At 71.6% G+C, this 25,827-nt stretch carries 20 protein-coding genes; 10 read left to right on the top strand and 10 right to left on the bottom strand.

Features of this window, described 5'->3' with window-relative positions:
* Positions 1 to 6 precede the first annotated feature (6 nt).
* The 3 genes from mltG to OF850_RS14060 are packed head-to-tail and all read right to left on the bottom strand — an operon-like array spanning position 7 to position 2,555.
* The gene (mltG, locus tag OF850_RS14070) at positions 7 to 969 is read right to left on the bottom strand and encodes an endolytic transglycosylase MltG (protein ID WP_301590888.1); all 963 of its coding nucleotides are present in this window, start codon (positions 967 to 969) and stop codon (positions 7 to 9) included.
* A gap of 33 nt (positions 970 to 1,002) precedes the next feature.
* On the bottom strand, positions 1,003 to 2,286 hold the full coding sequence (gene fabF / locus OF850_RS14065; protein ID WP_301590887.1) for a beta-ketoacyl-ACP synthase II: 1,284 nt from the start codon (positions 2,284 to 2,286) through the stop codon (positions 1,003 to 1,005).
* A 26-nt stretch (positions 2,287 to 2,312) separates the two neighbouring features.
* A complete protein-coding gene (locus OF850_RS14060) occupies positions 2,313 to 2,555 on the bottom strand; it encodes an acyl carrier protein (protein ID WP_207537957.1) in 243 nt (80 codons plus the stop codon).
* 303 nt (positions 2,556 to 2,858) lie between these two features.
* Between OF850_RS14060 and OF850_RS14055 the strand changes: the two genes are divergently transcribed.
* Together OF850_RS14055 and motA are read left to right on the top strand one after the other, a co-directional pair.
* Entirely contained in the window at positions 2,859 to 3,878 is a 1,020-nt protein-coding gene (locus OF850_RS14055; protein ID WP_301590884.1) for a flagellar motor protein MotB, read from the top strand.
* A complete protein-coding gene (gene motA, locus OF850_RS14050; protein ID WP_301590882.1) occupies positions 3,875 to 4,741 on the top strand; it encodes a flagellar motor stator protein MotA in 867 nt (288 codons plus the stop codon). Before OF850_RS14055 ends, motA begins: the two co-directional genes overlap by 4 nt.
* 4 nt (positions 4,742 to 4,745) lie before the next feature.
* Here motA and OF850_RS23700 read toward each other — a convergent pair whose 3' ends face one another.
* The gene (locus OF850_RS23700) at positions 4,746 to 6,038 is read right to left on the bottom strand and encodes a GGDEF domain-containing protein (RefSeq protein ID WP_301590880.1); all 1,293 of its coding nucleotides are present in this window, start codon (positions 6,036 to 6,038) and stop codon (positions 4,746 to 4,748) included.
* Between the two features lie 203 nt (positions 6,039 to 6,241).
* On the opposite strand from OF850_RS23700, the gene OF850_RS14040 reads away from it, so the two are divergent.
* Positions 6,242 to 8,062: a putative bifunctional diguanylate cyclase/phosphodiesterase gene (locus tag OF850_RS14040; protein WP_301590878.1), complete on the top strand. Its 1,821-nt coding sequence runs from the start codon at positions 6,242 to 6,244 to the stop codon at positions 8,060 to 8,062.
* Positions 8,063 to 8,075: 13 nt separating this feature from the next.
* Here the strand turns inward: OF850_RS14040 and OF850_RS14035 are convergent, their stop codons facing one another.
* Complete coding sequence (locus OF850_RS14035) at positions 8,076 to 10,154, bottom strand: TonB-dependent receptor (protein WP_301590876.1); 2,079 nt, start codon at positions 10,152 to 10,154, stop codon at positions 8,076 to 8,078.
* A 193-nt stretch (positions 10,155 to 10,347) separates the two neighbouring features.
* Here OF850_RS14035 and OF850_RS14030 point away from each other — a divergent pair, with 193 nt between their 5' ends.
* Complete coding sequence (locus tag OF850_RS14030) at positions 10,348 to 12,069, top strand: cation:proton antiporter domain-containing protein (RefSeq protein ID WP_301590875.1); 1,722 nt, start codon at positions 10,348 to 10,350, stop codon at positions 12,067 to 12,069.
* A 56-nt stretch (positions 12,070 to 12,125) separates the two neighbouring features.
* Here the strand turns inward: OF850_RS14030 and OF850_RS14025 are convergent, their stop codons facing one another.
* Both OF850_RS14025 and OF850_RS14020 read right to left on the bottom strand, forming a co-directional pair.
* Complete coding sequence (locus OF850_RS14025; protein ID WP_301590873.1) at positions 12,126 to 13,103, bottom strand: Bug family tripartite tricarboxylate transporter substrate binding protein; 978 nt, start codon at positions 13,101 to 13,103, stop codon at positions 12,126 to 12,128.
* A gap of 236 nt (positions 13,104 to 13,339) precedes the next feature.
* Positions 13,340 to 14,569 (bottom strand): metal-dependent hydrolase family protein, encoded by a 1,230-nt coding sequence (locus tag OF850_RS14020; RefSeq protein WP_301590871.1) that lies wholly within the window; start codon positions 14,567 to 14,569, stop codon positions 13,340 to 13,342.
* 98 nt (positions 14,570 to 14,667) lie between these two features.
* Here OF850_RS14020 and OF850_RS14015 point away from each other — a divergent pair, with 98 nt between their 5' ends.
* The 3 genes from OF850_RS14015 to acs all read left to right on the top strand — a co-directional run bounded on the left by OF850_RS14015 (position 14,668) and on the right by acs (position 18,748).
* Positions 14,668 to 16,233, top strand: coding sequence for an ABC transporter substrate-binding protein (locus OF850_RS14015; RefSeq protein WP_301590869.1), 1,566 nt, complete (start codon positions 14,668 to 14,670; stop codon positions 16,231 to 16,233).
* Positions 16,234 to 16,405: 172 nt separating this feature from the next.
* Positions 16,406 to 16,687, top strand: coding sequence for a hypothetical protein (locus tag OF850_RS14010; protein WP_301590867.1), 282 nt, complete (start codon positions 16,406 to 16,408; stop codon positions 16,685 to 16,687).
* Between the two features lie 120 nt (positions 16,688 to 16,807).
* On the top strand, positions 16,808 to 18,748 hold the full coding sequence (gene acs, locus OF850_RS14005; protein WP_301590866.1) for an acetate--CoA ligase: 1,941 nt from the start codon (positions 16,808 to 16,810) through the stop codon (positions 18,746 to 18,748).
* 10 nt (positions 18,749 to 18,758) lie between these two features.
* On the opposite strand, the gene OF850_RS14000 is transcribed toward acs, so the two are convergent.
* Positions 18,759 to 19,730 (bottom strand): Bug family tripartite tricarboxylate transporter substrate binding protein, encoded by a 972-nt coding sequence (locus OF850_RS14000; RefSeq protein WP_301590865.1) that lies wholly within the window; start codon positions 19,728 to 19,730, stop codon positions 18,759 to 18,761.
* Entirely contained in the window at positions 19,727 to 21,079 is a 1,353-nt protein-coding gene (locus OF850_RS13995; RefSeq protein ID WP_301590863.1) for an LLM class flavin-dependent oxidoreductase, read from the bottom strand. The genes OF850_RS14000 and OF850_RS13995 overlap by 4 nt, the downstream gene beginning before the upstream one ends.
* A 111-nt stretch (positions 21,080 to 21,190) precedes the next feature.
* Here OF850_RS13995 and OF850_RS13990 point away from each other — a divergent pair, with 111 nt between their 5' ends.
* Both OF850_RS13990 and OF850_RS13985 read left to right on the top strand, forming a co-directional pair.
* Positions 21,191 to 22,162, top strand: coding sequence for a tripartite tricarboxylate transporter substrate binding protein (locus OF850_RS13990; RefSeq protein ID WP_301590862.1), 972 nt, complete (start codon positions 21,191 to 21,193; stop codon positions 22,160 to 22,162).
* A 111-nt stretch (positions 22,163 to 22,273) separates the two neighbouring features.
* The gene (locus OF850_RS13985) at positions 22,274 to 23,443 is read left to right on the top strand and encodes an MFS transporter (RefSeq protein ID WP_301590860.1); all 1,170 of its coding nucleotides are present in this window, start codon (positions 22,274 to 22,276) and stop codon (positions 23,441 to 23,443) included.
* A 144-nt stretch (positions 23,444 to 23,587) separates the two neighbouring features.
* On the opposite strand, the gene lhpI is transcribed toward OF850_RS13985, so the two are convergent.
* A complete protein-coding gene (lhpI, locus tag OF850_RS13980; protein WP_301590858.1) occupies positions 23,588 to 24,499 on the bottom strand; it encodes a bifunctional Delta(1)-pyrroline-2-carboxylate/Delta(1)-piperideine-2-carboxylate reductase in 912 nt (303 codons plus the stop codon).
* A gap of 117 nt (positions 24,500 to 24,616) precedes the next feature.
* Between lhpI and OF850_RS13975 the strand changes: the two genes are divergently transcribed.
* Positions 24,617 to 25,738, top strand: a complete 1,122-nt coding sequence (locus OF850_RS13975; protein WP_301590856.1) for an amino acid ABC transporter substrate-binding protein — start codon at positions 24,617 to 24,619, stop codon at positions 25,736 to 25,738.
* Positions 25,739 to 25,827 lie beyond the last annotated feature (89 nt).

Below are 25,827 nucleotides of genomic sequence, written 5' to 3'. Positions count from 1 at the left end.
AGAGCATCAACGATTCAGTGCGCGCCAGCGCGCCACGTTCCGGTTGTGCTCCTCCAGCGTGCGGGCGAAGGCGTGGCCGCCCGTGCCATCGGCGACGAAATAGATGAAATCCGTCGCCTCGGGCCGGGTGACGGCCTCGATGGAGGCGCGGCCTGGCATGGCGATGGGGCCGGGCGGCAGGCCGCGGTTGCGGTAGGTGTTGTAGGGGTGTTGCTGGTCCAGGTCGGCGCGGGAGAGCGGCCGGTCCATGGGCATCCCGTTGCCCGCGCCATAGGCCACGGTGGGGTCGGATTGCAGTGGCATGCCGCGCCGCAGCCGGTTGATGAACACCCCGGCCACCCGCCCGCGCTCCGCCGCCACCCCCGTCTCGCGCTCGACGATGGAGGCGAGGATCAGCGCCTCCCGCGCCGAGTTCAGCGGCAGGTTGGGCGCGCGGTCGTTCCACGCCTCCTCCAGCGCCGCGTCCATCGCGGTTGTGGCGCGGCGGACGATCGCGGCGCGGCTGTCGTTTAGGGTGAAGCTGTAGGTTTCGGGCAGCAGCGCGCCCTCGTTGATCGTCGGCACCTCGCCGGACAGGCCCTCCGTGCGCTCCAGCAGGGCGGCGACCTGCCGCGCCGTCAGCCCCTCGGCAATGGTGAGGCGGCGCTGCACCGGCCGCCCCTGGCGCAGGATGGAAAGGATGTCGCGGATGGAGGCGCCGGCCGGGATAGTGAACTCCGCGGCGCGCAGCGGCCCCTCGCCGCGCGTCGCCAGTGCCGCCAGGGCGAAGAGCCGCGGCGAATTCACCGCGCCGCGCTCGGCCAGGGTGGCGGCGATCGCCTCCACCCCGCCGCGCGGGATCACGATGTTGGCTTGTTCCGCGAGGGGTCCCGGGGCGCTGGCCTCGCGCCACGCGAACCAGGCAGCCGCGCCGCCCGCCACCGCGAGCAGGGCGAGGGCCACAACCATGAGCTTGAGGAAGCGTCGCATCTCGGGCGCATTAGCGCCCGAGAGGGGGAAAAGTCACGGCGCTTGGCGGAAGATCACCGAAGCATTGGTGCCGCCGAAGCCGAAGGAGTTGGACAGCGCCACCTCGATGGGCCGCTGCTGCGCCTCCTTGGCCACGCGGTCGATCACCGTCTCGCGCGAAGGGCTGTCGAGGTTCAGCGTGGGCGGGGCCACGTTGTCGCGGATCGCCTGGATGGAGAAGATCGCCTCCACCGCGCCCGCCGCGCCCAGCAGGTGCCCGACCGCCGACTTGGTGGAAGACATGGCGATGGTCTTGCCGTCCTCGCCGAACAGGCGCTCCACGGCGGACAGCTCGATGTCGTCGCCCATGGGGGTCGAGGTGCCGTGAGCGTTGACGTACTGGATGTCGCCCGGCGCCAGCCCGGCGGAGCGCAGGGCGGATTGCATGGCGCGGAACCCGCCATCGCCATCCTCGGCCGGGGAGGTGATGTGGTGCGCGTCGCCGGAAATGCCGTAGCCGACGACTTCGGCGTAGATCTTCGCGCCGCGCGCCTTGGCGTGCTCCAGCTCCTCCAGCACGAGGACGCCGGCGCCCTCGCCCATCACGAAGCCGTCGCGGTCCTTGTCCCAGGGACGGGATGCCGCGGCGGGGTCGTCGTTGAAGGCGGTGGACAGGGCGCGGGCGGCACAGAAGCCGCCGATGCCCAGCTCGCAGATCGCCGCCTCGGCACCGCCGGCGACCATCACGTCCGCATCGCTCAGCGCGATCAGCCGCGCCGCGTCGCCGATGGCGTGCACGCCGGTTGCGCAGGCCGTCACGGCGGAATGGTTCGGGCCCTTGAAGCCGTACTTGATGGAGACCTGGCCGGAAGCGAGGTTCACCAGGGCCGAGGGGATGAAGAAGGGCGACAGGCGGCGCGTGCGCCCCGCCGCCACCAGGGTCGAGGCTTCCTGGATCGTTTCCAGCCCCCCGATGCCCGAGCCGATCATCACGCCGGTGGCGATGCGCGAGGGCTCGTCCTCCGGCATCCAGCCCGAATCCTGGATCGCTTCCTCCGCCGCCACCCAGGCGAGCTGGATGAAGCGGTCCATCTTCTTCTGGTCCTTGACGGGGATCCATTCGCCCAGGTCCAGGCCGCCCTCGTCCTTCTTCCCTTCCGGCACCTGGCCCGCGATCTTCGCGGGCAGGTCCTTCACGTCGAAGTGGGTGATCGGCCCGATGCCGCTTTCGCCGGCGACGAGCCGCTTCCAGACATGGTCAACGCCGAGCCCGAGCGGGCTGACGATCCCCATTCCGGTGACGACGACGCGCCGCGGCGCGAGCCCCTGAGCGAACATCCTTTCCCCCCGTCAGTTCCCGTGCGTCAGGCCGAAGCCTGCGACTTCTCGATGAAGTCGATCGCGTCCTTCACGGTCTGGATCTTCTCCGCCGCGTCGTCCGGGATCTCCACGCCAAAGGCCTCCTCGAAGGCCATCACCAGCTCGACCGTGTCCAGGCTGTCGGCGCCCAGGTCGTCGATGAAGGAAGCCTCGGGGGTGACCTTGGCCTCCTCGACGCCCAGGTGCTCCACCACGATCTTCTTCACCTTCTCGGCGGTCTCGCTCATTTCGCTCGGTCTCCTGCTGCCGGGGCCGCCCCCCGGATTCACAGTGGGAGGGGTGCGCCGCGTCCTGTGCTGGCCACCCGGTCCAGCCCCGGGCGGCATCGCGTTATCACGGAAGTGCCGGGCGCTCTAGGCTGCCTGGAAGCCCCTGGCAAGTCCGCAACTCCCCCGTCAGGGCGGCCCTACGCGGGGCGCATGGCGGGGTGGTGCGGTGCGGACAGAACGCACGGGCGCCGCCGCCGCTGCGCTTCAGGCTTCGGTAACGGGGCTGGCCCAGTATGGCGCCGGGCAGAGACGGGGACCGGCGTGGCGAAGCGGAAGGGCGCGGGGGGCGGCACCATCGTCCTCCGGCGGATCGAGGAGGGCGGGCACGGCCATCACGGCGGCGCCTGGAAGGTGGCCTATGCGGATTTCGTCACCGCCATGATGGCCTTCTTCCTGCTCATGTGGCTGCTGAACGCCACGACGGAGGAGCAGCGGCGCGGCCTCGCCGACTACTTCAACCCGACGCATGCCCTGTCCAATGGCGTGTCCGGCACCGGCCAGCCCTTTGGCGGCTCCACCCCGCACGCGGCCGGGCGCATGGCCTCCGAAACCGGGGCGATCCGGGTGGAGCGCGGCCCGCGCCCGATCCTTGCCGACCTGGAGGAGGAGGATGACAGCCCTACCCCTGCTGAGCCCTTCGCCCGCCGCGAGGGTCCGCGCGGCGAGGAGGAAACCCCGCCGCCGCGCATGGCTGCGCCCGGCGGCGCGGAGCTCGGCCGCGTCCTGCCCGGCCCCGAGGGGGAGAGCGACGCCGCCCGCCTCACCGACGCCGCGCTGCGCGCCGAGCTGGCGCGGCGGGAGGAGGCCGCGCTGCAGGAGGCGGCGGCGGCACTGCGGGACACGCTGCGAGACGACCCCAGCCTTTCCGCCGCCGCCGGCCAGTTCCTGGTGGAGGTGACGCCGGAGGGGCTGCGCATCCAGCTTCTGGAAGCCGACGGCCAGCCCATGTTCAGCACCGGCAACGCCGCGCCGAGCGAGCGGGCGCGGGCCGCGATCCGCGCCGTCGCCCAGGCGGCGCTGCGCCTCCCCAACCCGGTTTCCGTTTCCGGCCACACGGACAGCGCGCCCTTCCGCGGCGGCGGGCGCTCCAACTGGGACTTGGCGGCGGAACGGGCCAATGCGGCGCGGCGCCTGCTGACGGAGGCGGGGCTGCCCGAGACGCGCCTCGCCCATGTCAGCGGCCATGCGGACCGCGAGCCGCTGTTGCGCGACCAGCCGGGGGCGGCGGCCAATCGCCGCGTCGCGATCACCCTGCTGCGCCAGGCGGAGGCGCCGCGATGACCACGCTGCTCGGCTTCGCCTTTCTCCTCATCATGGTGTTCGGCGGCTACACGATTGCCGGGGGCCAGTTCGCCATCATCATCGGCTCCCTGCCCTTCGAGATGATGATGATCGGCGGGGCGGCGGTGGGCGCCTTCCTGATGGCCAACTCGATGCACGACGTGAAGCACACGGCCGGCGCCTTCGGGAAGGTCCTCAAGGGCGCGCGCTACCGAAAGGAGGACTACGCCGCGCTGCTGTCGCTGCTCTACTATTTCGTGCGCCTCGCCCAGACCAAGGGCGCCATGGCGCTGGAGCCGCATATCGAGAAGCCGGGGGAAAGCGCCGCCTTCCAGAAATTCCCGCGGATCCTCCAGGACCACCACGCCGCCGTGCTGATCTGCGACTACCTGCGCATGGTCGGCATGAACGCCGACGACCCGCACCAGCTGGAGGACATCATCGCGCGGGAGCTGAAGAAGCTGAAGGAGGAGGAGATGCACCCCTCCCACGCCATGCAGAACATCGCCGACGCGCTGCCGGCGCTGGGCATCGTCGCGGCGGTGCTGGGCGTCATCAAGACCATGGGCTCCATCGACCAGCCGCCGGCCGTGCTGGGCAAGATGATCGGCGGCGCGCTGGTCGGCACCTTTCTGGGGGTGCTGTTGGCCTATGGGCTGATGGGCCCCATGGCGGCGCGGCTGAAGGGCATCGTGGAGGAGGAAAGCGCCTTCTACGAAGTGATCCGCGCCGTCATCGTCGCGCATCTGCACGGCAACGCCCCGCAAGTGAGCGTGGAGGCGGGGCGCAAGGTCGTCCCCTCCGCCCTGATGCCCTCCTTCGCGGAACTGGAAGCGTCGCTGCAGGAGCTCCAGATCGCCTGACGGCTCAGCCGGCGCGGGCAGCGGCGCGACCGACCCCGCCGCGCCCGATCCGCTTGGCGCGGATCAGCGCCTGGTCCGCGGCTTCCAGCAGCCCGGCCGGCGTCCCCGCGTCGCGCGGCAGCGCCGCGATGCCCAGCGTGGCGCCAAGGCGCAGCAGGCGCCCCTCGATCTCCACCGGGCCGTTCAGCGTGTCGCGCAGGCGATGCGCCACCGCTTCCGCTGCCTCGTCCGTGCCGGCCAGGATCACCACGAACTCGTCGCCGCCCAGCCGCCCGGCGATGTCGCCCGCGCGCAGCGCGGCGCGGATGCGCTGCGCCACCGCCCGCAGCAGCGCGTCGCCCGTGGCGTGGCCGTGGGTGTCGTTGGCCTGCTTGAAGTGGTCGAGGTCGATCGCGATCGCCAGCAGGGGCGTGGCCCCGCCCGCCAGGGTTTCCAGCGTTTCCAGCAGCGCCCGGCGGTTGAGGAGGCCGGTCAGCGCGTCGGTGCGCGCCTCGTGCCCCAGGCGCCGCCGCTCGATGGCGGCGAGGCGGAAGCTTTCCAGGGCCCGTGCCATGCGGCCGATCTCGTCCGCGCGCTCCTGGCCCGGCACCGGGGCGCGGTCATCCCCCGCCTCCAGGGCGCGCATCCGCGCCGCCACGGCGTCGAGCGGAGCGATGACGGTCCGGCGCAGCAGCCAAGCGGCGAGGAACAGGGCGAGCAGCACCGCCAGCACGGCGGTGAGCAGGGTGACCTGCCAAGCCCGCTCGGCCTTGCGCGTCGCTTCCTCCGAGATCTCGTCCATGCGGCGGTGCAGGCGGGCCACCTCGGTCTGGGCCACACGGCGGAAGGACTCGAAGGCCGGAAGCCGTTCCTCCTGCAGCATGCGAAGGGCCCGCTCATCCTCGCCGGCCAGCAGCGCCGCCTCGATACGCTGGCCGGAATCGAACATGGTCTCGAAATGGCGCTCGATGTCGTCGAGCGCCGCGGTTTCCTTCGGCAGGACGTCCTGCGCGCGGGCGATGGCGTCGCGGAAGCGGCGCTGGGCCCTGTCCCGCTCCCCCAGGATGCGCTGGCGCGCCGGCATGTCCCGTTCTACGAACAGGCTCTGCAGGAGACGCGAATCATTATGGGCGTGCAGCCCGGCGCGGGTGACGAGGACCATGCCCGCCGCTTCCTGCTCCAGGACGCGGGTATAGGTCGTGTCGGTGCGCGAAAGCTGCGTGACGGCATGCACCGCCCCACCGAGGCCGACCGCGGCCATCTGGGTCAGCGCCAGGAGGAGGCGCAAACTGATGGTGAACCGGCCGATTGCTCCCACAGACCTTCCCAGACCCGCTGCCATGTCCGCCCGTTTCGCCCCGTGAGGAGGATTTGCGCCATCGGCAAGGCGGGGATACGGGAGCATGGGAGCGACCTTGTGCCACCGAACGGCGTCTTCAGGCTAGTCTTTTGCAACCATGACTGGAAGGCCTTTCCCAGACCGCAACGTCGCGAGCGGACGGGCTGGAAGGGAGAAATCGAATGCCCTCAGCCCCAATGCCCAACGACGAAGCGCAGCGCCTGGCGGCCCTGCGCTCCTATGACATCCTCGACACCGCGGGGGAACAGGCTTTCGACGACCTCGTGGCCCTCGCGGCGGAACTGACCGGCGCGCCCATCGCCCTGGTTTCGCTGATCGATGCCGACCGTGCCTTCTTCAAGGCCCGGCACGGCTTCGCGGCATCGGAAGCCCCGCGCGACCTCGCTTTCTGCTCCCATGCCATCCTGGACCCGAAGCAGCCCTTGGCGGTCTCCGACCTGCGTGAGGATGCGCGGTTCCGCGACAACCCGCTGGTGACGGACGATCCCTCCATCCGCTCCTATCTGGGCGTGCCGCTCGTGGGGCCGGAAGGCCATGCGCTGGGGACGTTCTGCATCCTCGACCACCACCCGCGGCCAATGGACGAAACGACGGTGCGGCTGGTGCGAAGGCTAGCCCAGGCTGCCCAGGCCAACCTGGAGTTGCGGCGGGCCATGCGGCGCCTCGGCACTTCCTCCGTCACCGACGCGCTCACCGGCCTGCCCAACCGCGCCGCCGCCATGACGGAATTGGAATCCCTGCTGGCCGGGGGCGGACCGCTCGCCGTGATCGCCATGGACCTCGACCATTTCAAGGAAGCCAACGACGCCCATGGCCACGCGGCGGGCGATGCGCTGCTGCGCGCCGCCGCCCAGCGCATCCGCTCCGCCGTCCGTGCGGGTGACCTGGTGGCGCGGCTCGGCGGCGACGAGTTCCTGGCCCTGCTGCCCGGCGTCGGCGACTGGGACACTGCCCAGAGCATTGCGGAGGGGATCTGCGCCACCGTGTCCCGCCCGGTCCTCCATGACGGGCGGAATTTGCGCCTGGGCGTCAGCGCCGGCGTGGCCCTCGCCCCGGAGGACGGGACGGAGGCCGGGCGGCTCGCCCGGCTGGCGGACGAGGCGCTCATCCGCAGCAAGCGCCGCCGCCGCGGCTCGGTGGGACGGACCGAGCCGGAGGATGCGGCGCGCATGGCGCGGGAGGCGACCCTGCTCCTCGCCTTCGCGGAGGGTCTGCCCGAGGGGCTGGGCTGCGCGATGCAGCCGGTGATCGGGCTGCGCGACGGCGAGGTGCGCGGCCTCGAGATCCTGGCGCGCTGGACCCATCCGGAACTGGGCGAGGTGCCGCCCGGCGAGATCTTCGCCGTGGCCGGGCGGCTGGACCGGGCCGAGGCGGTGTCGCGCCGCGTGCGGGAGATCGGCTTCGCCACCTATGCGGCGCTGCGGCGCCAGGACCTGGCGCCGGGCCGGATCGGCGTGAACCTCTCCGCCGGGGAGCTGGCGCGGGCCGACGTGGTGGAAACGCTGGAATCCCAGGTGGAGCAGGCCGGGATCAGCCTGTCCTGCCTGACGGTCGAGATCATGGAGGATGCGGTGCTGGACCGCATCGCCCATGCCACCGTGTCGCGCCTTGCCGCCCTGCGCGGCAAGGGGGCGCGGATCGTGCTGGATGATTTCGGCACCGGCACCTCCGGCCTTGCCCAGCTTCTGCGCATCCCGCTGGACGCGCTGAAGGTGGACGGGTCCTTTGTCCGCCGCCTGGGCACCGACCCGCGGGCGGAAAAAGTGGTGACTGGGATGGTCCGCCTCGCCCAGGCCATGGGCCTCGACGCCATCGCCGAAGGGGTGGAGGACGAGGCGGAGGCACGCACCCTGGCGCGGCTGGGCTGCGACGCGGTGCAGGGCCACTTCTTCGCCCCGCCCCTGGAGCCTGCGGCGCTGACCGCCTGGCTGCGCGTGCGGCGGGAAGGGCGGGACAAGGTGGTGGCCCTCCGCGGCGCGTGACGGCGCGGGACGCTCAGAAGGAGCGCGACAGCCCCGCGAAGATCCCGCGCCGCAGCCCGAATTGCGGCGCCCCGACCCCGATGCCGGTCCCGTCGCGCAGCTGGTAGCGGCGGTCGAACACATTCAGCACGTCCAGCCGCGCCGTCCAGCGCCCGCCATCCGGCCCCTCGAAGCGATGCGCCACGCCCAGGTTCATCGTCACGTAGGGCGTGACCGACTCGCTGTTGGCGAAGCCGCGCCGCATGCCCGAGCCGTAGAGCAGCGTGGCCGAGAGCGTGCCCCCCTCCCAGGCGCGCCAGGACGCCCCGGCGGAGGCGGATACGGCCTGGTCGTGGTCGGTGCGGACAAATTTCCGCGCCACCTGCGCCAGCTCCGCCGCCGACCAGAAATACTGGTTGGACACGAGGCCCTTCCCCTCGGAGCGCGACAGGGTGACGTTGCCGTGGAAACTCCAACGCTCGCCGCGCCAGGCGGCCGTCAGCTCCGTGCCGTAGACCCGCCCGCGCGCGTAGTTGTAGGGCGAGAACACATAGGCCGTGCCGAACTGGCCCAGATCCTGCAGGTCGCGCACGTCGCGCCAGAACGCCTCCGCGCCCAGGGTCAGGCGCTCGCCGATGCGGTGGCGCAGGCCGAGGTTGAAGTAATGCGCGCGCTCCGGCCGCACCGCGCCCGCCCGCGCCACCTCCGGCTCCAGCGTCGTGCCGGCATAGCGGGCGAGGTCGGGCCGCGCCAGGAGCTCTGCCGGGGGCGGGGTGAAGTAGCGCGCATAGCCGGCGGAAAGGGTGGTGGCGTCGGACACGTTCCACACCACGTTGAGGCGCGGCGACAATTGCGAGCCGGAGGCCGGGCCGCGCACCCCGTCCAGCCGCGCGCCGAAATTCACCGTCACCCGTTCCAGCGGCCGCCATTCATCCTGGAGGTAGAGCCCGCCGAGGCTTTGCGTCACCCGGTCGCGCTCGGTGATGGTGAAGGGCGCGTCCAGCGTCCCGCCCGACACGTCCAGCGGCAGCACCGTGCTGGCGAGGCGGTTCGCCGTCTCGTCGCGCGACAGGAAGAAGCCGGCGCGCAGCGTGTGCCGCTCCGCCACGCGCCAGGCGGCGTCGCCCTGCAGCCCGATCGCCGTGTTGCGCCGCCCCACCGACGAGGCGACGCCCGTGCCCAGCAGGTCGGCCAGCACATCCGGCAGGTAGGAGACGGTGGAGCGACGGAGGAAGCCGGAGATCTGCACGTCCAGCGCATCGCGCGAGTGCTGCAGCGCCAGCACCCCGAAGCCGGTGCGCTGCCATTGCCGGGCGCGCGGATCCAGCCCGTCGAAGCTGCTGCGGCCGAAGGCGGTGAAGGGCGACGAGCCGCCCGCCACCATCGGCACCTCGAAGCGCGAGGCGTTTCCCCCGGCGATGAGGGCGAGGCGCGTGCGGTCGTCCAGCGCATAGGCGGCGTTGAGCAGGCCGCGGAACTGCTCCGTCGCGTTGCGCGGCACGGTGCGGGCGGCGGTCGGGTTCTCGAAGCCGCGGTCGGAGCGAAGCATGGAGCCGGACAGGAAATACTCGAAGCGTCCGCTGCCGCCTCCATAGGACAGGCCCGGCTGGAAGGTGCCGAAGGAGCCGCCGTAGAGGCTGGCCGTGCCGCCCGGCTCCTGCGCGCCGGAGCGCAGGCGGATATCCACCACTCCGGCCGTGCGATAGCCGAACTGCGCCGGCAGCGCCCCGGTGATGAGGCTGACCGAGCGGAGCCCGCGCGCGTCGAAGAGCTGGCCGAAGCCGCTGATCGCCTCCGGGATCGTCACGCCGTTGATGCGGTATTGCAGGTTGCGGTGATCGCCGCGCACGTGCAGCTCGCCCTGCGGCGCCTGCACCACGCCCGGCGCCTGGAGCAGCACCTGGTTCAGCGGCGTTTCCTCGCCCTGCGGCAGGCGCTCGATCGCCTCGCGCGTGATCTCGGTGACGCTGGCGCCGAGCGAGGGGGCGATGCGGCTGCGCGCCTCCTCGAAGCGGCGCGACTGCACCACGACCTCGGGCAGTTCCATCACCGGCTCCTGCGCGCGGGGGCCGGCGAGGGGGAGCAGGAGAAAAGCGGGAAGCAGGCGGCGCATGGCGTCTCCGTTGCGGGAATGCCTGCACAGCTGTTCATCTCTGCAAGGGGAAAGCCTGTAGAGATGTGCATATTTGCAAGCAATTTCAATACTTTAACCATGAACGTTGCAGGGCCGTGCCGCAAGCCCGCGCCCGCTTCCGGCGTCGCGGCGCGCCGGGCATGTTGATCCTGACGACGGAAGGGATGCGCGTTTGATCGGGCCGGAACTGCGGGAAGCGGCGGTGCTGCTGGGTGCGGCGGGGGTGGTGGGGGTGCTGGCGCATCGCCTTCGCCTCAGCACGGTGCTGGGCTTTCTCCTGATCGGGCTGGCGATCGGGCCGCACGGGCTGGGCCGGCTGGTCGGCGAGGTGCCCGCCTTGTCCTTCCTCGTCCTCCACGAAGGCTCGGTCCATCTCGCGGCGGAGCTGGGCGTCGCCTTCCTGCTCTTCATGATCGGGCTGGAATTGTCGCTGGACCGGCTCTGGCGGATGCGCGCCCTGGTCTTTGGCCTGGGCGGCGCGCAGGTGGTGGTGACCGGGGCGCTGATCGCCGTCATCGCGTGGCTGTTCGGCAATGAGGGCGCCGCCGCGCTGGTGCTGGGCGCGGCGCTCGCCCTGTCCTCCACCGCCATCGTCATGCAGGTCTTGTCGGAGGGTGGGCGGCTCGGCACGCCGGTCGGGCGGGCTGCCTTCGGGGTGCTGCTGTTCCAGGACCTTGCCGTGGTGCCGATCCTGTTCGTGGTCGGCATCCTCGGCGCGCAGGAAGGCGGCGGGGCGTTCGGGCTGCTGCTGGGCGTCGCGGGGGCCATGGCGCGCGCGGCGCTCGCCATCCTGCTCATCATGGTCGCGGGGCGGGTCTTGTTGCGGCCCCTGCTTCGGATCATCGCGGACACGGGCAGCCACGAGGCCTTCCTGGCCGTGGTGCTGCTGGCGGTGCTGGGCACGGCGGCGGCGACGGAAGCGGCGGGGCTGTCCCTGGCGCTGGGCGCCTTCCTGGCCGGGCTGCTGCTGTCGGAAACGGAGTTCCGGCATCGGGTCGAGGTGGACCTGGGCCCCTTCAAGGGGCTGCTGCTGGGCGTGTTCTTTGTTTCGGTCGGGCTCGGCCTCGACCTGGCTGCCATCCTGGAGGAGCCGGTCTGGCTGCCACTTTCCGTGCTGGGCCTCGTCGCCCTGAAGGTGCTGGTGCTGCTCGCCCTGCTGCGCCTCTCAGGCGAGGCGGGCGCCGTTTCCGCCGAAACCGCGGTGCTGCTGGCCCAGGGCGGCGAGTTCGCGTTCATCGTCCTGGCGCTGGCGGAGGGCAACGGGCTGGTGCCGCCCGAAACGGCGCGGTTCGTGGCGCTGGTGACCGGGCTTTCCATGGCCGCCACGCCCTTCCTGGCCATGCTGGCGCGTCGCCTGGGGCGGCGGCTGGAGGTGCCGGAGGACGCGGCCCGGCCCGGCCCGTCGGAGGCGGAACTGGCCGAGCACGTCATCATCGCCGGCTATGGCCGGGTCGGCCGCGCCGTTGGCGAGATCCTGGACGCACAGCGCATCCCGCATGTGGCGGTGGATGCCGACGCGGCGCGGGTGCGCCGCCTGCGCGAGGCGGGCGCGGCCGCCTTCTTCGGCGACGCGGCCCAGGCGGAGATGCTGGCGCTGCTGGGCGCGGACCGTGCCGCCGCGCTGGTGGTGACGATGGACCGGCCATCCACCGCGCTCGAGGTGGTGCGCGCCGCGCGCGCCGCCTGGCCGCGCCTGCCCATCCATGTGCGCGTGCATGACGAGGCGCATGGCCGCGCCCTGCTGGAAGCGGGCGCCAGCGCCGTGTCGCCGGAGGTCACGGAAGCCAGCCTGCAGCTGGGCGAAGGGCTGCTGACGGCGCTGGGCGTGCCGGAGGCGGCGGCACGCGCCGCCATCGCGGAGCGGCGCGACGCGGTGCGGCGGGTGCTGCTCTAGGTCACGTGGGCAGGCTGCTTGGCCACCATCGAACCCGGTGGATCAAGCCTTGATCATCAGATCCGCAGGTTGAGCCGGCGGACCATCTCGCCTTCCTCGCGATAAAGGCGCTCGGCGAAGGCGGTGTATTCCGCGCTGCCCATGTACCAGGGCGCCATGTCGAAGCGCTCCATCACCTGCAGGTGAGTGGGATCGAAGAGCGCCTGGTGGAAGGCGTTGTGCAGGGTCTCGACCACCCCCCCGTCGATCCCAGCCGGGCCTGCGAAGCCGTAGGGCGACGCGGAGACGATGTCGATGCCGGTCTCGCGCAGCGTCGGAACCTCGGGAAACCGCTTGGAGCGCTCGGCGCTCCAGACCACGAGGAGGCGCAGCCTGCCTGCCTCGACCAGCGGCGCCCAACCCGTGGAGTCGGCCGTGGCATCGATCGTTCCCGCGAGGGTCGCCTGCATGTTCTCGGCACCACCACGGAACGGCACATGCACCCAATTGATCCCGAGGCGCTGCGCGATCTGCTCCATCGTGATGTGCAGCGAGCTGCCCACGCCCGGGCTGCCGTAGGTGACCTTGCCTGGGTTCTCCTTGGCGTAGGCGAGGAAGTCCTGCCAAGTACGCCAGGGCCTGTCGGCACGGACGACCACGCCAAACAAATACCCGGTGACGTGAATGACGTAGGTGAAGTCCTTCAGCGGGTCGAAGTTGGGCCGGTCCATCATGTGGGGAAGGCGGAAGACGGAGATTGGCATCTGCGCCAGGGTGTAGCCGTCCGGCCTCGCATCCTTCAACGCAAGCGCGCCCAAGGTGCCGGCAGCACCAGGCTTGTTCTCGATGACGATCGGCTGGCCGAGATGCCGCGACGCGACCTCCGCGATCGCGCGCATCTGGCCGTCCGTCGAGCCACCTGGAGGCCAGGGGACGATGAGGCGGATCGGCCGGTCGGGGAAGCGCGACTGGCCGAGGGCAGGCATCGAGAGCGTGGAAGCGCCACCCATGGCGCCAAGGGTCGCGAGAGCGGAGCGGCGCGTCAGCCGTGTCATGAATGAAGCCTCCCTGGCATTTCCCGACGTGTCTGGCGACGCCGGTGTCCTTTGATCAGGCCATGGTTGCGCCGCTCCTGCCAAGGGATTTCGCCGCGGTGCCCCGTCCTGTCCCGCGGCGCCGGCCTGGAAATACTGCCCAGGTGGAACCATCAGATCCAGCGCAGGGCCGTGCGCTCCGCAGCCGCACCGCGACGTGCGGCCACCGGCAGCCGCTCCGGCTTGCCCAGGCGGCCCTAGGCGTTTCCGCCCTTCACGAAGCGCCCGTTCTGCATGATGCGCGCGATGCGCTCCCCTTGCCCGGCCAGCATGGACAGGTCGCGCAGCGGGTCGCCGTCCAGCACCAGCAGATCGGCGAAGGCGCCAGGGGCGATGCAGCCGATCTTCCCTTCCATCCGCAACAGCCTCGCCGCATCCAGCGTGGCGGAGCGGATGACCTCCGGCACCGGCAGCACCTCGGCGCGGATGGCGAATTCCTCCGACTGGCGGCGATGCATCTCGCCCAAGAGGTCGGTGCCGAAGGCCATGGGCAGCCCGGCCTCACGCATCACCTCCAGCGAGCGCAGCCCGGCGAGGCGCACGTCGTCGATCTTCGCCACGCTTTCGGGCGGCAGGCCGAGGGTCGCGCCCTCCTCCTTCAGCGCCTGGTAGGTGACGAGGGTGGGGCAGGCCATGGCGCCCGCCTTGGCGGCGGCGCGCGCCGTATCCGCCGCGATCAGATTGCAATGCTCCAGCGACAGCACGCCGCAGCGGACGGCGCGGGCGATCGCGTCGTCCGTGTAGAGATGCGCGGCGACATAGGTGCCGGCCATCGCCGCCTCCTCGACGATCGCGCGCATCTCCTCCTCGGAGTATTGCAGGTAGGCGATGGGGTCGGTGGGCGAGGCGACGCCGCCATTGGCCATGATCTTGATGTAGTCGGCGCCGGCCTTCAGCTCCTCCCGCGCCGCGCGGCGGCATTCCGCCACCCCGTCGGCGATGCGGCCCAGGCTGCCGAGCCGTCCCTCGAACCACGTCATCGGCCGCGTGTCGTGCCGGCCGCGGAAGTCGCTGTGCCCGCCCGTCTGGCCCAGCGCCTTGCCGCACAGGACGAGGCGCGGCCCCTCGAACAGCCCTTCCTCCCAGGCCAGGCGCAGGCCGATCGTCGCTCCGCCAAGGTCGCGAACCGTGGTGAAGCCGCGCCGGAGCATGCCGCCCATGATGCGCGCGGCGCGGTGCGCCACCAGCGCGTCGGGCAGCAGCGCGTTGGCGCCCACGTTGACGGTCGTGGCGATGACGTGGACGTGGCAATCCACGAGGCCGGGCATGACCACCGCCCCCTTCAGGTCCAGCCGGTCGGCCCCCGGCGCGTGGATGGGCCGGTCCGACACCTCGCGGATGGTGTCGCCCTCGACCAGGATGGCCATCCCCTCCAGGGGGCGGTCCCGGCTGCCGTCCACCAGGGCGGCGTTCTCGATCAGGATCATGGCCTGGATTGAAGGCCGCGCACGGACCCTCGACAAGGCCCGTGCCTCCCGGCGATGGTAGGCGCAGGCTTCACGACCCCGAACGGGAGACGAAACGAATGAAACTCACCGCGCTTCGCGGCGCCCTGGCGGCCGCGCTCCTGGCCGGCAGCGCGCTCGCCGCCGCCGCCACCACCTTCACCTGGGCCACGGCCAACGACATCCTCGGCCTCGACCCGCACGCCAACAACCACGGCGTCACCAACGCCATGAAGAGCAACGTCTACGAGCCGCTGGTGCGGCGCGACGCCGACGGCTCGCTTTCCCCCGCCCTGGCGGAGCGGTGGGAAACGCCGAGCCCGACGCTGTGGCGCTTCCACCTACGCCGCAACGTGCGCTTCCACGGCGGCGAGCCCTTCACGGCGGCCGACGTGGTGCACAGCGTCGAGCGCGTGCGCCAGAACGACATGGCCTACACCGCGCAGAGCATCGCCGCCGTGCGCGCCGTGGACGACCATACGGTCGAGATCGAGACGCGCGGACCGAACCCGGTGCTGCTGCAGGACCTCACCCTGCTCTTCATCACCTCCAAGCCGTGGATCGAGGCGAACAACGCCTTCTCCGTGGCGCGTGCCGGGCAGCCCGGCGCCACCACCACCTTCGTGCAGCTCAACGCGAACGGCACTGGCGCCTTCCGCGTCGTCGAGCGCGCGGCGGATGAGCGCACCGTGCTGGTGCCCAACCCCAATTGGTGGGACCGCGCGGATCACGGCATCACCCGCGCGGTGTTCCGCCCCGTCGCCTCCGCCCCCACCCGCGTCGCGGCGCTGCTGAGCCGCGAACTGGACGTGATGTACCACGTGCCGCTGCAGGACGTGCCGCGGCTGCAGAACCAGCAGGGGGTGCGCCTCGTCCAGGGCCCGACGGCGCGGACCATCTACCTCGCCATGGACGTGACGCGACCCGAAAGCATCGACCAGCCTGGCACGCCCAACCCGATGCGCGACGTGCGCGTGCGCCGCGCCATGTACCAGGCGATCGACATGGAAACGATCCGCCGCGTCGTCCTGCGCAACAGCACCACCGCGAGCGGCCTGCCCATCGCCCCCGCCATCGTCGGCTTCGACGCGCAGAGCAACGAGCGCCTGCCCTTCAACGTGGAGGAGGCGCGCCGCCTGCTCACCGAGGCGGGCCACCCCAACGGGTTCCGCGTGACGCTGGGCTGCCCCAACAACCGCTACATCAACGACGAGGCGATCTGCCAGTCCGTCGTCGCCATGCTGCAGCGCGCCGGCATCCAGGCGCGGCTGGACGCCATGCCCTTCGGCCGCTTCCTCCAGCGCGGCGCCAACAACGAGTTCCAGTTCTGGATGCTGGGCTGGACGCCGGGCAATTTCGACATCACCAACCCAGCGCGTGAATTGCTGGGCGAGGGCAGCTTCAACTGGGGCAAGTTCAACGACCCCCAGATGAACGAGCTGGCCACGCGCATCGGCAACACCGCGATCGGCCCCGAGCGCGACGCGCTGGCCCGCCAGTACTGGGCCCGGTTTCGCGAGCTGCTGCCGATGATCCCGCTGCACCAGGAGCCGCAGATCTTCGGCGTGCGCGACACGGTGCAGGACTTCACCCTGCGCGTGAACGAGGACCTGGAGCTGCGCAACGTGCGGATGCGCGCGCGCTGACGCAACCGGCGCCGTGACTCATCCAGGGCACGGCGCCGCATTCGCCCCGGTTTCGCCACCGGGGCCGCGAAAACACCCCGATGCCGCCCGATCCCTGCCCGGGCGCCCTTTCACCCTCCTCCCACGCGCCGCTCCAGTCCCGGATCCCGGCGCGGGATGAGGGAGTTCCGACATGACCGTCCGCCGCACGCTTCTCGCCACTGCCCTGCTGCTCGGCGCGGCGCCTGCCTTCGCGCAGAGCCAGGCGCCAACCGCCCCGACGCCCCGCCCGGCCGTGACGCCCTCCGCCACCGCGCCGGCCAGCGCGACGCCTTCGGCCACCACGCCGTCTCCCGCCCGCGCCGCACCGCGGCCCGCCCCGCAGGCCCAGACGGCCGCGCCGCGCCCGGGCGGCGTGTCCGGCACCTCCACCCCGGCGCCGGCCCCCGCCCCCGCCACGACCCGCACGAACTGACGCGGGCCCCGCCCCCTGGCCCATGCCAGGGGGCTCCCCCTCGCACCCATTGACGGCGCGCGAGGCGCCATGCGGATATCCTGGGCAAGGACGACCGAAGCCAGGGAAGGAACGCGCCGCATGGCCGACGACACGCTGATCGCCGTGAAGGAGGCGATAGCCTCCACCGCCAAGGTGGACGAGGCGAAGCGCCGCGCCATGGCCGAACGCGCCACAAGCGACCCCGAGGGGTTCTGGCGCGAGGAGATGCGCCGCGTCGCCTGGATGCGCGAGCCCACGAAGATCAAGAACACCAGCTTTGAGGGCGACGTTTCCATCAAGTGGTTCGAGGATGGGGAGCTGAACGCCTCCGTGTCCTGCCTGGACCGCCACATCGAAGCCGGGCGCGGCGACCAGGTGTCGATCCTGTGGGAGGGCGACGACCCGAACAGCGACAGCAGGACCACCTACCGGGAGCTGCATGCCCGCGTCTGCAGGCTGGCGAACGCCATGCGCCGCCTGGGCGTGCGCAAAGGCGACCGCGTCTGCATCTACCTGCCCATGATCGTCGAGGCGGCGGTGGCGATGCTGGCCTGCGCGCGCATCGGCGCGGTGCATTCCATTGTCTTCGGCGGCTTCTCGCCGGACAGCCTCGCCTCGCGCATCCAGGATTCCGAGTGCACCCTGCTCATCACCGCCGATGAGGGGCGGCGCGGTGGGCGAAAGGTGCCGCTGAAGACCAATGCGGACGAGGCGCTGAAGACCTGCCCCAGCATCCGCCACGTCATCGTCGCGAAGAACACCGGCACGGCCGTGGCCATGCAGGAAGGGCGCGACCTCGACTGGGCCGCGCTTTGCGACCGGGAGGCCGAGATCTGCGAGCCGGAGCGGATGAACGCGGAGGACCCGCTCTTCATCCTCTACACCTCCGGCTCCACCGGAAAGCCCAAGGGGGTGCTGCACACCACGGGCGGCTACATGGTCTGGGCCAGCTTCACCCACGACCTTGTCTTCGACTACCGCCCCGGCGAGATCTACTGGTGCACCGCCGACGTGGGCTGGGTGACGGGCCACACCTACATCGTCTACGGCCCGCTCGCGAACGGCGCGACGACGCTGATGTTCGAGGGCGTGCCCTCCTGGCCCGACAGCGGGCGCTTCTGGCAGGTGGTGGACAAGCACGGGGTCAACATCTTCTACACCGCCCCCACCGCCATCCGCGCCCTGATGCGCGACGGCGAGGAGCCCGTGAAGAAGCACAAGCGCAGCAGCCTGCGCGTGCTGGGCAGCGTCGGCGAGCCGATCAACCCCGAGGCGTGGCTCTGGTACTACCGCGTGGTGGGCGACGAGCGCTGCCCGGTGGTGGACACGTGGTGGCAGACCGAGACGGGCGGCATCCTGATCTCGCCCCTGCCGGGCGCGGTGGCGCAGAAGCCCGGCTCCGCCACCCTGCCCCTGCCCGGCGTGCAGCCGGCGCTGGTGGACGGGGACGGCAAGCTCCTCGAAGGGGCGGCCGAGGGCAACCTCGTGATCACCGACTCCTGGCCAGGGCAGATGCGCACCGTCTACGGCGACCACGCGCGCTTCGTGCAGACCTACTTCTCCACCTTCAAGGGGATGTACTTCACCGGCGACGGCGCGCGGCGCGACGCCGATGGCTACTACTGGATCACCGGGCGCGTGGACGACGTGATCAACGTAGCCGGCCACCGCATGGGCACGGCGGAGGTCGAATCCGCCCTGGTCGCCCATCCCAAGGTGGCGGAGGCCGCGGTGGTCGGCATGCCGCACGACCTGAAGGGCCAGGGTATCTACTGCTACGTCACGCTGGTGGCCGGCGAGGAGCCGACGGAGGCGCTGCGCAAGGAACTCGTCGCCTGGGTGCGCAAGGAGATCGGCCCCATCGCCACGCCGGACGCGATCCAGTGGGCGCCGGGCCTGCCCAAGACCCGCTCGGGCAAGATCATGCGGCGAATCCTGCGCAAGATCGCGGCCAACGAGACGGACAGCCTGGGGGACACCTCCACGCTTGCCGACCCGGCGGTGGTGGAGGAGCTGGTGGAGAACCGGGTGGGGCGCTAGGCCCCGCCCTTCACTCCTTCTCGATCCCGGCGACGCGCACCACCTCGCCCCAGCGGCGGCGCTCCTCGGCCAGCATGCGGTCCATGTCCTCGGGCGTGCCGCCCACCGGTTCGCAGCCCCAGGAGGCGAGGCGGTCGCGCACCTCGGCGACCTGGAGGATGCGGTCCACCTCGCTCGCGATGCGGCGGCGGATCTCGATCGGCGTGCCGCCGGGCGCGGCGTAGCCCACCCAGGCCGCCGCCTCGTAGCCGGGCACTCCCGCCTCCTCCATGGTCGGGACGTTTGGCAGCAGGGAGAAGCGCTGCCTTCCGCCCACCGCCAGGGGCTTCAGCGTGCCGCGCGCGAAATCCTCCAGGAAGGCGGGCGCCTGCTCGATCACCAGCTGGATGCGCCCGGCCAAGAGGTCGGTGCGCGCCGGGGCGCCGCCGCGATACTGCACCATCTCCAGGTCGAGGCCACCGGCGCGGGCGCGGAACTGCTCCACCGTCAGCCGCGACGCCATGCCCGAGGTGGCGAAGTTGATCGTGCCGGGCCGCGACCGGGCGAGGCGGATGAACTCCTCCACCGTGTTGACGCCGAGACTGGCCGGCACCGCCATCACGTAGGGGATCGCCGCGATCATGGAGACGCCGACCAGGTCGCGTTCCGGGTCGTAGGGCAGGGTGCGGTAGACGTGCTGGTTCACCGCCATCGGCCCCGGGCTGGCGGCGAAGAGCGTGTAGCCATCGGGCGCGGACTTCGCCACGGCATCGGCGCCGAGAATGCCGAAGGCCCCCGTGCGGTTCTCCACCGCCACCTGCTGCCCAAGCGGCCCGGCGAGGCGCTCCGCCACCAGCCGCGCGCCGAGGTCGGTGGTGCCGCCGGGCGCGAAGGGCACCACGACGCGTAGCGGCCGCGTCGGCCAGTTGCCGGGCGCCTGGGCGCGGGCGAGGCCGGGCGCCAGCAGCGAAAGAGCGAGGGCGGAGCGGCGGGTCGGGCTCATTCGGCGGCCTTTGCGGTCGGGGAGAAGGAGCGGTTGGCCGGGCGGGCGAGGCCGAGATTGTCGCGCAGCGTCCGGCCCTCGTACTCGGTGCGGAACAGGCCGCGCCGCCGCAGCTCCGGCACCACGAGGCGCACGAAGCGCTCCATCCCCACCGGCACCACGGGGGCGGCGACCATGAACCCGTCGCAGGCTTCCTGCCGGTACCACTGCTCCATCTGGTCCGCGACTTCCTTTGCGCTGCCCTTGAACAGGTTGCCCGCCATCTGCGGCAGGATGGAGCGGTAGGCTTCCCGCACCGTCATCTTCTGCTCCAGCGCCTTGGCGACGATGGCCTTGCCGATGCCGGTGGGGCCGACATGCTCGCCGGACAGGTCGGGAAAGGGGCCGTCCAGCGGATAGCCGGACATCTTCGTGCCGGTCATCTTGCTCAGGTAGTCGAGCCCCACGGCGGGCGGCACGAGGTCGTCCAACTCGTCGGAGATGCGCTGCGCCTCGGCGGCTGTCTCGCCGACGATGATCGTCACGCCGCTCAGGATCTTCAGGCTGTCGGGGGAGCGGCCGTATTTCTCCAGCCGGTCCTTCAGGTCCTTGTAGAGCACGCGCGCGCGCTCGATCGTGCCCTCGATCGCGAAGACGCAATCGGCGTGGCGGGCCGACAGATCCTTGCCCGTCTCGCTCTGCCCGGCGGAGAACACGACCGGGTGGCCTTGGGGCGGACGCGGCGCGTTCAGCGGGCCGGCCACCTTGAAGTTCTTGCCCGCGTGGTTCAGCGCGCGGACCTTCGCGGGGTCGAGGAAGCGGCCCGACGCCTTGTCCTGCGGAAAGGCGTCGTCGGCCCAGCTGTCCCACAGCCCCTTGACGATCTCGGCGAACTCGAAGGCCCGCTCGTAGCGGTCGCCGCGCTCCACATGCGCGTCGTGGGAGAAGTTCAGCGCGTCGCCGGGGTTGGAGGTGGTGACGAGGTTCCACCCCGCGCGCCCGCCGCTGATGTGGTCGAGCGAGGCGAAGCGCCGCGCGACGTGCCAGGGCTCGTCATAGGTTGTGGTGGTGGTGGCGACGAGGCCGACATGCTTCGTCACCATCGCCAGCGCGGAAAGCAGCGTCACCGGCTCGAACACGCCCGGCCGGTCGGAGGGCGAGGTGGCGGCGAAGAGATCCGGCTTGTCCATGTTCCGCACGCCGTTGCCGTCGGCGAGGAAGAGCAGGTCGAGCTTGCCTTCCTCGGCGATGCGGGCGAGGCGGACCGCGTTCTCGATGTTGCTCGCGGGACGGTCCCAGGCATCGGGGTGGCGCCACTCGCCCACATGGCTTCCCTGGGCGTTGGCGTTGGCGGCGATGATCATCGGCATGGGCAGCGATCTTCTTCGGTCGTTTCTTGGGGCGAAGCATCCCCCCCTTCTCCGCCATGGCGCAAGACCGCGGTGTGGCGCTACGCTCGCGGGAACGAGGGAGGAAACACCATGTCCGTCCAACGCCGCGCGACGCTGCTGGCCGCGCCGGCCCTGCTTCTCGCCGGCCGCGCCGGGGCGCAGGACTTCCCCACGCGCCCGATCCGCATCGTCGTGCCCTACACGCCGGGCGGCGTGTCCGACATCACCGCGCGCCTCGTCGCCGAGCCGATGGCCGCGACGCTGGGCCAGGCCGTGCCGGTCGAGAACCGCGCCGGGGCGGATGGGGTGATCGGCACCGACGTGGTCGCGAAGTCGCCGCCCGACGGCCACACGCTCGGCCTCGTTTCCGTCGCGCATCCGGTGAATGCCGCCTTCTACCGCCTGCCCTTCGACACGATGCGCGACTTTTCCTTCCTGACGCTGACCACGCGCACGCCGCTGGTGCTGGTGGCGGCACGCGGCTTCGGCCCGAACACGCCCGCGGAGCTGGTGGAGCATGCAAAGCGCGTGGGCGCCGGGCGCGTCACCTTCGCAGGCACGGGCGGGGTGGTGCGCCTCGCCCCCGTGCTCTTCGCGCAGCGCGCGGGGGTGGAGATGACCTATGTGCCCTATCGCGGCTCCACCCAGGCGCATCCGGACCTGATCGCCGGGCGCACGGACATCATGTTCGACACGGTGCCTGCCGCCCTGCCGCATATCCAGGGCGGCTCCCTCAAGGCGCTGGCGACGACGGGCGCGGCGCGCGCGCCACAGCTTCCCGACGTGCCGACCATGGCCGAGGCGCTGCTGCCCGGCTTCGAGGCCTCGACCTGGGGCATGGTCATCGGTCCGGCCCGCCTGCCTCGCCCCGTCGTGGATCGGCTGCACGGCGCGATCGTCGCCGCCCTGCAGCGGCCGGAGGTGGTGGCACGCCACCGTGCCCTGGGGGCGGAGGTGGTGCATTCCACGCCCGAGCAGACCCGTGACTTCGTCCAGGCCGAGCTGGAGAAATGGGGCGAAGCGGCGCGTTCCGCCGGCATCCAGCCCGGCCAGGCGGGATAGGGCAGCTTTCCCTGCCGGGCGGCACGGAGGATGCGCGCAAGCAACGAAAGGCCCGTTTCACGCGCGTGAAGCGGGTCTAGCCACTGGCCACAGGGCGCGCATGATCGGCGCGTGTCCCATCGCGCGCTGATTCTCACCTTCGGCCTCGCCGGCTTCGCGGCTTCCTTCGCCACTCGCCTGACCGACCCGCTGGTGGCGGTGCTCGCCCTGGACTTCGCGGCGGACCCGGCGCGGGTGGCGCTGCTGGCCACCGCCTTCGCCCTGCCCTTCGCCCTGGTGCAGCCCGTGCTCGGCCCCGTGGCGGATGCCTGGGGCAAGCAGCGCGTGATCCGCTTCGCCCTGGCCTTCCAGGCGGTGTTCCTGTTCGCCTCCGCCCTCGCCCCCGCGCTGCTGGTGCTGCTGGTGCTGCGTGCGCTGACCGGCATGGCCGGGGGCGGCATCTTTCCGGTGACCCTGGCCCTGTTCGGCGACCGCGTGCCCATGGCCGAGCGGCAGGTCGCCATTTCCCGCTTCCTCGCCTTCGCCATCGCCGGGCAGATGATGGGGGGCTTCGCCGCCGGGGTGCTGGAGCCGATCCTGGGCTGGCGCGGGCTGATGGCGCTGTGCGGCGCCGCCTCCGCCGTCGCGGCGCTGGTGGTGTGGCGCGACCGCGCGGCGCCGGAGCCACGCGGCGTGCTCAGCCTGGGCGGCGCCCTGTCCCGCTACCGCGCCCTGCTGTCGCACCGCCCCGCCACGCGGCTGTTCCGCGCCGTGGGGGTGGAGGGGATGCTGGTTTTCGGCGCCTTCCCGTTCTTCGCCAACCACCTCTACGAATCCGGGATGGGCGGCACGCGGGAAGCCGGCTTCACCGTGGCGGCCTTCGGATGCGGCGGCTTCCTCTACGCCATGCTGGCGCCGCTGCTGGTGCGGCGCCTGGGGCCGTGGCGGATGATGCGGCTGGGTGCGGGGCTGGCGGCACTCGCCATGCTGGGCCTCGCTGCAGCGTCGGGGGCGGCGCCCTTCGTGTCGGCGGGGCTGCTGCTCGGGCTGGGCTTCTTCATGCTGCACAACACGCTGCAGACCCGCGCGACCGAGGTGGCGCCGCAGGCCCGTGCCTCGGTGGTGGCGCTGCACGCCTTCCATTTCTTTCTGGGGCAGGCGGCGGGGCCGCTGCTCTACGGCGCGCTGCGCGCCACGCTGGGATTGCCCTTCGCGATGCTTCTCGCCGCGATCGGACTCGGGCTTCTGGGATGGATCATGGGGCGTCCTGGAACGCCCGGCGAACCCTTGCGCGGACCGTGATTCGGGGAAGCCCGGCAAATCAATACTCTCTGCCGAGTCGCGCGAACGAATCGCTAACCGGGCGAATCGGATCGTTGCGAAGCCGTTCTTCACAAGATGTAGAGGTCACGCCAAGCGCAAACTACAAGGGCGTTCCCTGAAGGTTCATGTTTGCACGGCCATCACGGCGGCTGCGAGATCCTCGCCGGCCCACCCCACCGACTTGAACAGGGTGATCTCCTCCGGCCGGGTCCGGCCCGGATGGGCGCCCCGGCACAGATCGGCGAGTTCCGCCGCCACGTGGCTCTCGTCCACCGCCCCCTCGGCGATGGCCTGCACCACGTCGCCCCCCTCGGCCAGCACCCCGGCCCGGGTGTCGGCGACGACCAGGACGCGCTGCACCGCCTCTGCATCCGCCTCGCGCATGGCGCGAGTGAAGGCGCCCACGAGGTCGAGATGCTGCCCGGGCTGGAGGTCGCGCCCGTGGATCAGCGGGGTGGTGGCGAGGGTGGCGGCACTGATGATGTCGAAGCCGCGCGGGTCGGGCGTGGCGGCCGGGCGCGCCGGTACCCCATGGTGGCGCAGCCTGTCGCACAGAGCAGCCGCCTGCTCGGGCCGGCGGGACCAGATCGCGACCTCGTCGAGCGTCCAGTGGTCGTGATGAGCCTCGGCCAGAGCGGCGGCGACCTTGCCGGCGCCGAGCACCAGCAGGCGCCTGGAGTCCGGCCGGGCAAGGAACGACGCGGCCAGAACAGAGGCGGCGGCGGTGCGCCGGTCGGTCAGCTCGCCGCCATCCAGCAGGGCGAGCGGCGCGCCAGTCACTGCGTCGGAAAGCAGGTACTCGGCATGGACGGCGGGCAGGCCGCGCGCGGCGTTGCCCGGTGCGACGTGGACGATCTTGACCCCCGAATGCGTCGCGTTGAGCGCGGGCATCAGCAGCAAGGTTCCACCTTCGGGCAAGGCGTGGCGGTGGCGCAGCGGCGCGGTGCAACCATCGCGGAACATGGCGCGCAATGCGGCAACAAGCCTCGGCCAAGGCAGCGCGGCGGCCACCGCCGCCTTGTCCAATTGCCGCAAGAGCGAGCCTCCCCCATTGCGCGATTGATCGGGAATCCTTCATAGCGCAGCATCGTCCAGCCGACGAACCGGTCCCGCCGGGGGCCCGGAACCAAGCATTTTGGGGAGACTTCGAACGTGACGACGCCCAAGCGGCACATCCTCGCCGGCGCATTCGGCGCCGCCATCCTGGCCACCGCCCTTCCCGCCGCCGCGCAGCAGCGCCCGGCGGGGCAACCCGCCGCCCCCGCGGCGCAGGCCCAGCCCGCTCCGGCCGCGCAGCCCCAGCAACAGCAGCAAGCCGCGCCCAGCGGCTCCACCATCGACGCCATCCGTTCCCGCGGCACGCTGGTCTGCGGCGTGAACACCGGCCTCGCCGGCTTCGGCGCGCCGAACAGCCAGGGCGTGTGGTCCGGCTTCGACGTCGATTACTGCAGGGCCGTCGCCATCGCGCTGTTCAACGACGCGAACAAGGTCCGCTACGTCCCCACCACCGCGCAGAACCGCTTCACGGCGCTGCAGTCGGGCGAAGTGGACATGATGGCGCGCAACACCACCTGGACGCTGTCGCGCGACACCTCGCTGGGCTTCGACTTCCCCGCGATCAACTTCTTCGACGGCCAGGGCTTCATGGTGAAGCGCTCGCTGAACGTGCAGAACGCCCGCCAGCTGGACGGCGCGACGGTCTGCGTCCAGCCCGGCACCACGACCGAGCAGAACCTGGCCGACTGGGCGCGCGGCGCCCGCGTCCAGATCCGCCCCGTCGTGATTGAGCGCCTGGAGGACAACGTGGCCGCCTACAATGCCGGCCGCTGCGACGCCTTCACCACGGACGTGTCCGGCCTCGCCGCCACGCGTTCGGCGCAGCAGAACCCCAATGACCACGTCATCCTGCCCGACGTGATCTCCAAGGAGCCGCTGGGCCCGCTCGTCCGCCACGGCGACCAGCGCTTCGCCGACCTCGTCCGCTGGGTGCATTTCGGCCTGCTGGGCGCCGAGGAGTTCGGCGTCACCGCCGAGAACGTGCAGCAGATGGCGCAGAACGACGCCCGCCCCGAGGTGCAGCGCATGCTGGGCCGCACCGGCGGCCTGGGCCAGATGCTCGGCGTGGACAATGCCTGGATGGTGAACATCATCCGCGGCGTCGGCAATTACGGCGAGATCTTCGAGCGCAACCTCACGCCCATCGGCCTGCAGCGCGGCCCGAACGCGCTGTGGACCACGCAGGGCGGTCTCCAGTACGCGCCTCCCTTCCGGTGAGGCGAACGGCGCGGGCCCGGGGGGAGCGGGGCGCCCCCCCTTGGTACCAAGGCGGTAAAGCCCCGGCGGACAGTAAAGGGGTTAAGGGT

The sequence above is a fragment of the Sabulicella glaciei genome (genome assembly GCF_026183895.1).
Taxonomy (GTDB): domain Bacteria; phylum Pseudomonadota; class Alphaproteobacteria; order Acetobacterales; family Acetobacteraceae; genus Roseococcus; species Roseococcus glaciei.
This window is presented reverse-complemented; position numbering and strand designations above follow the sequence as displayed.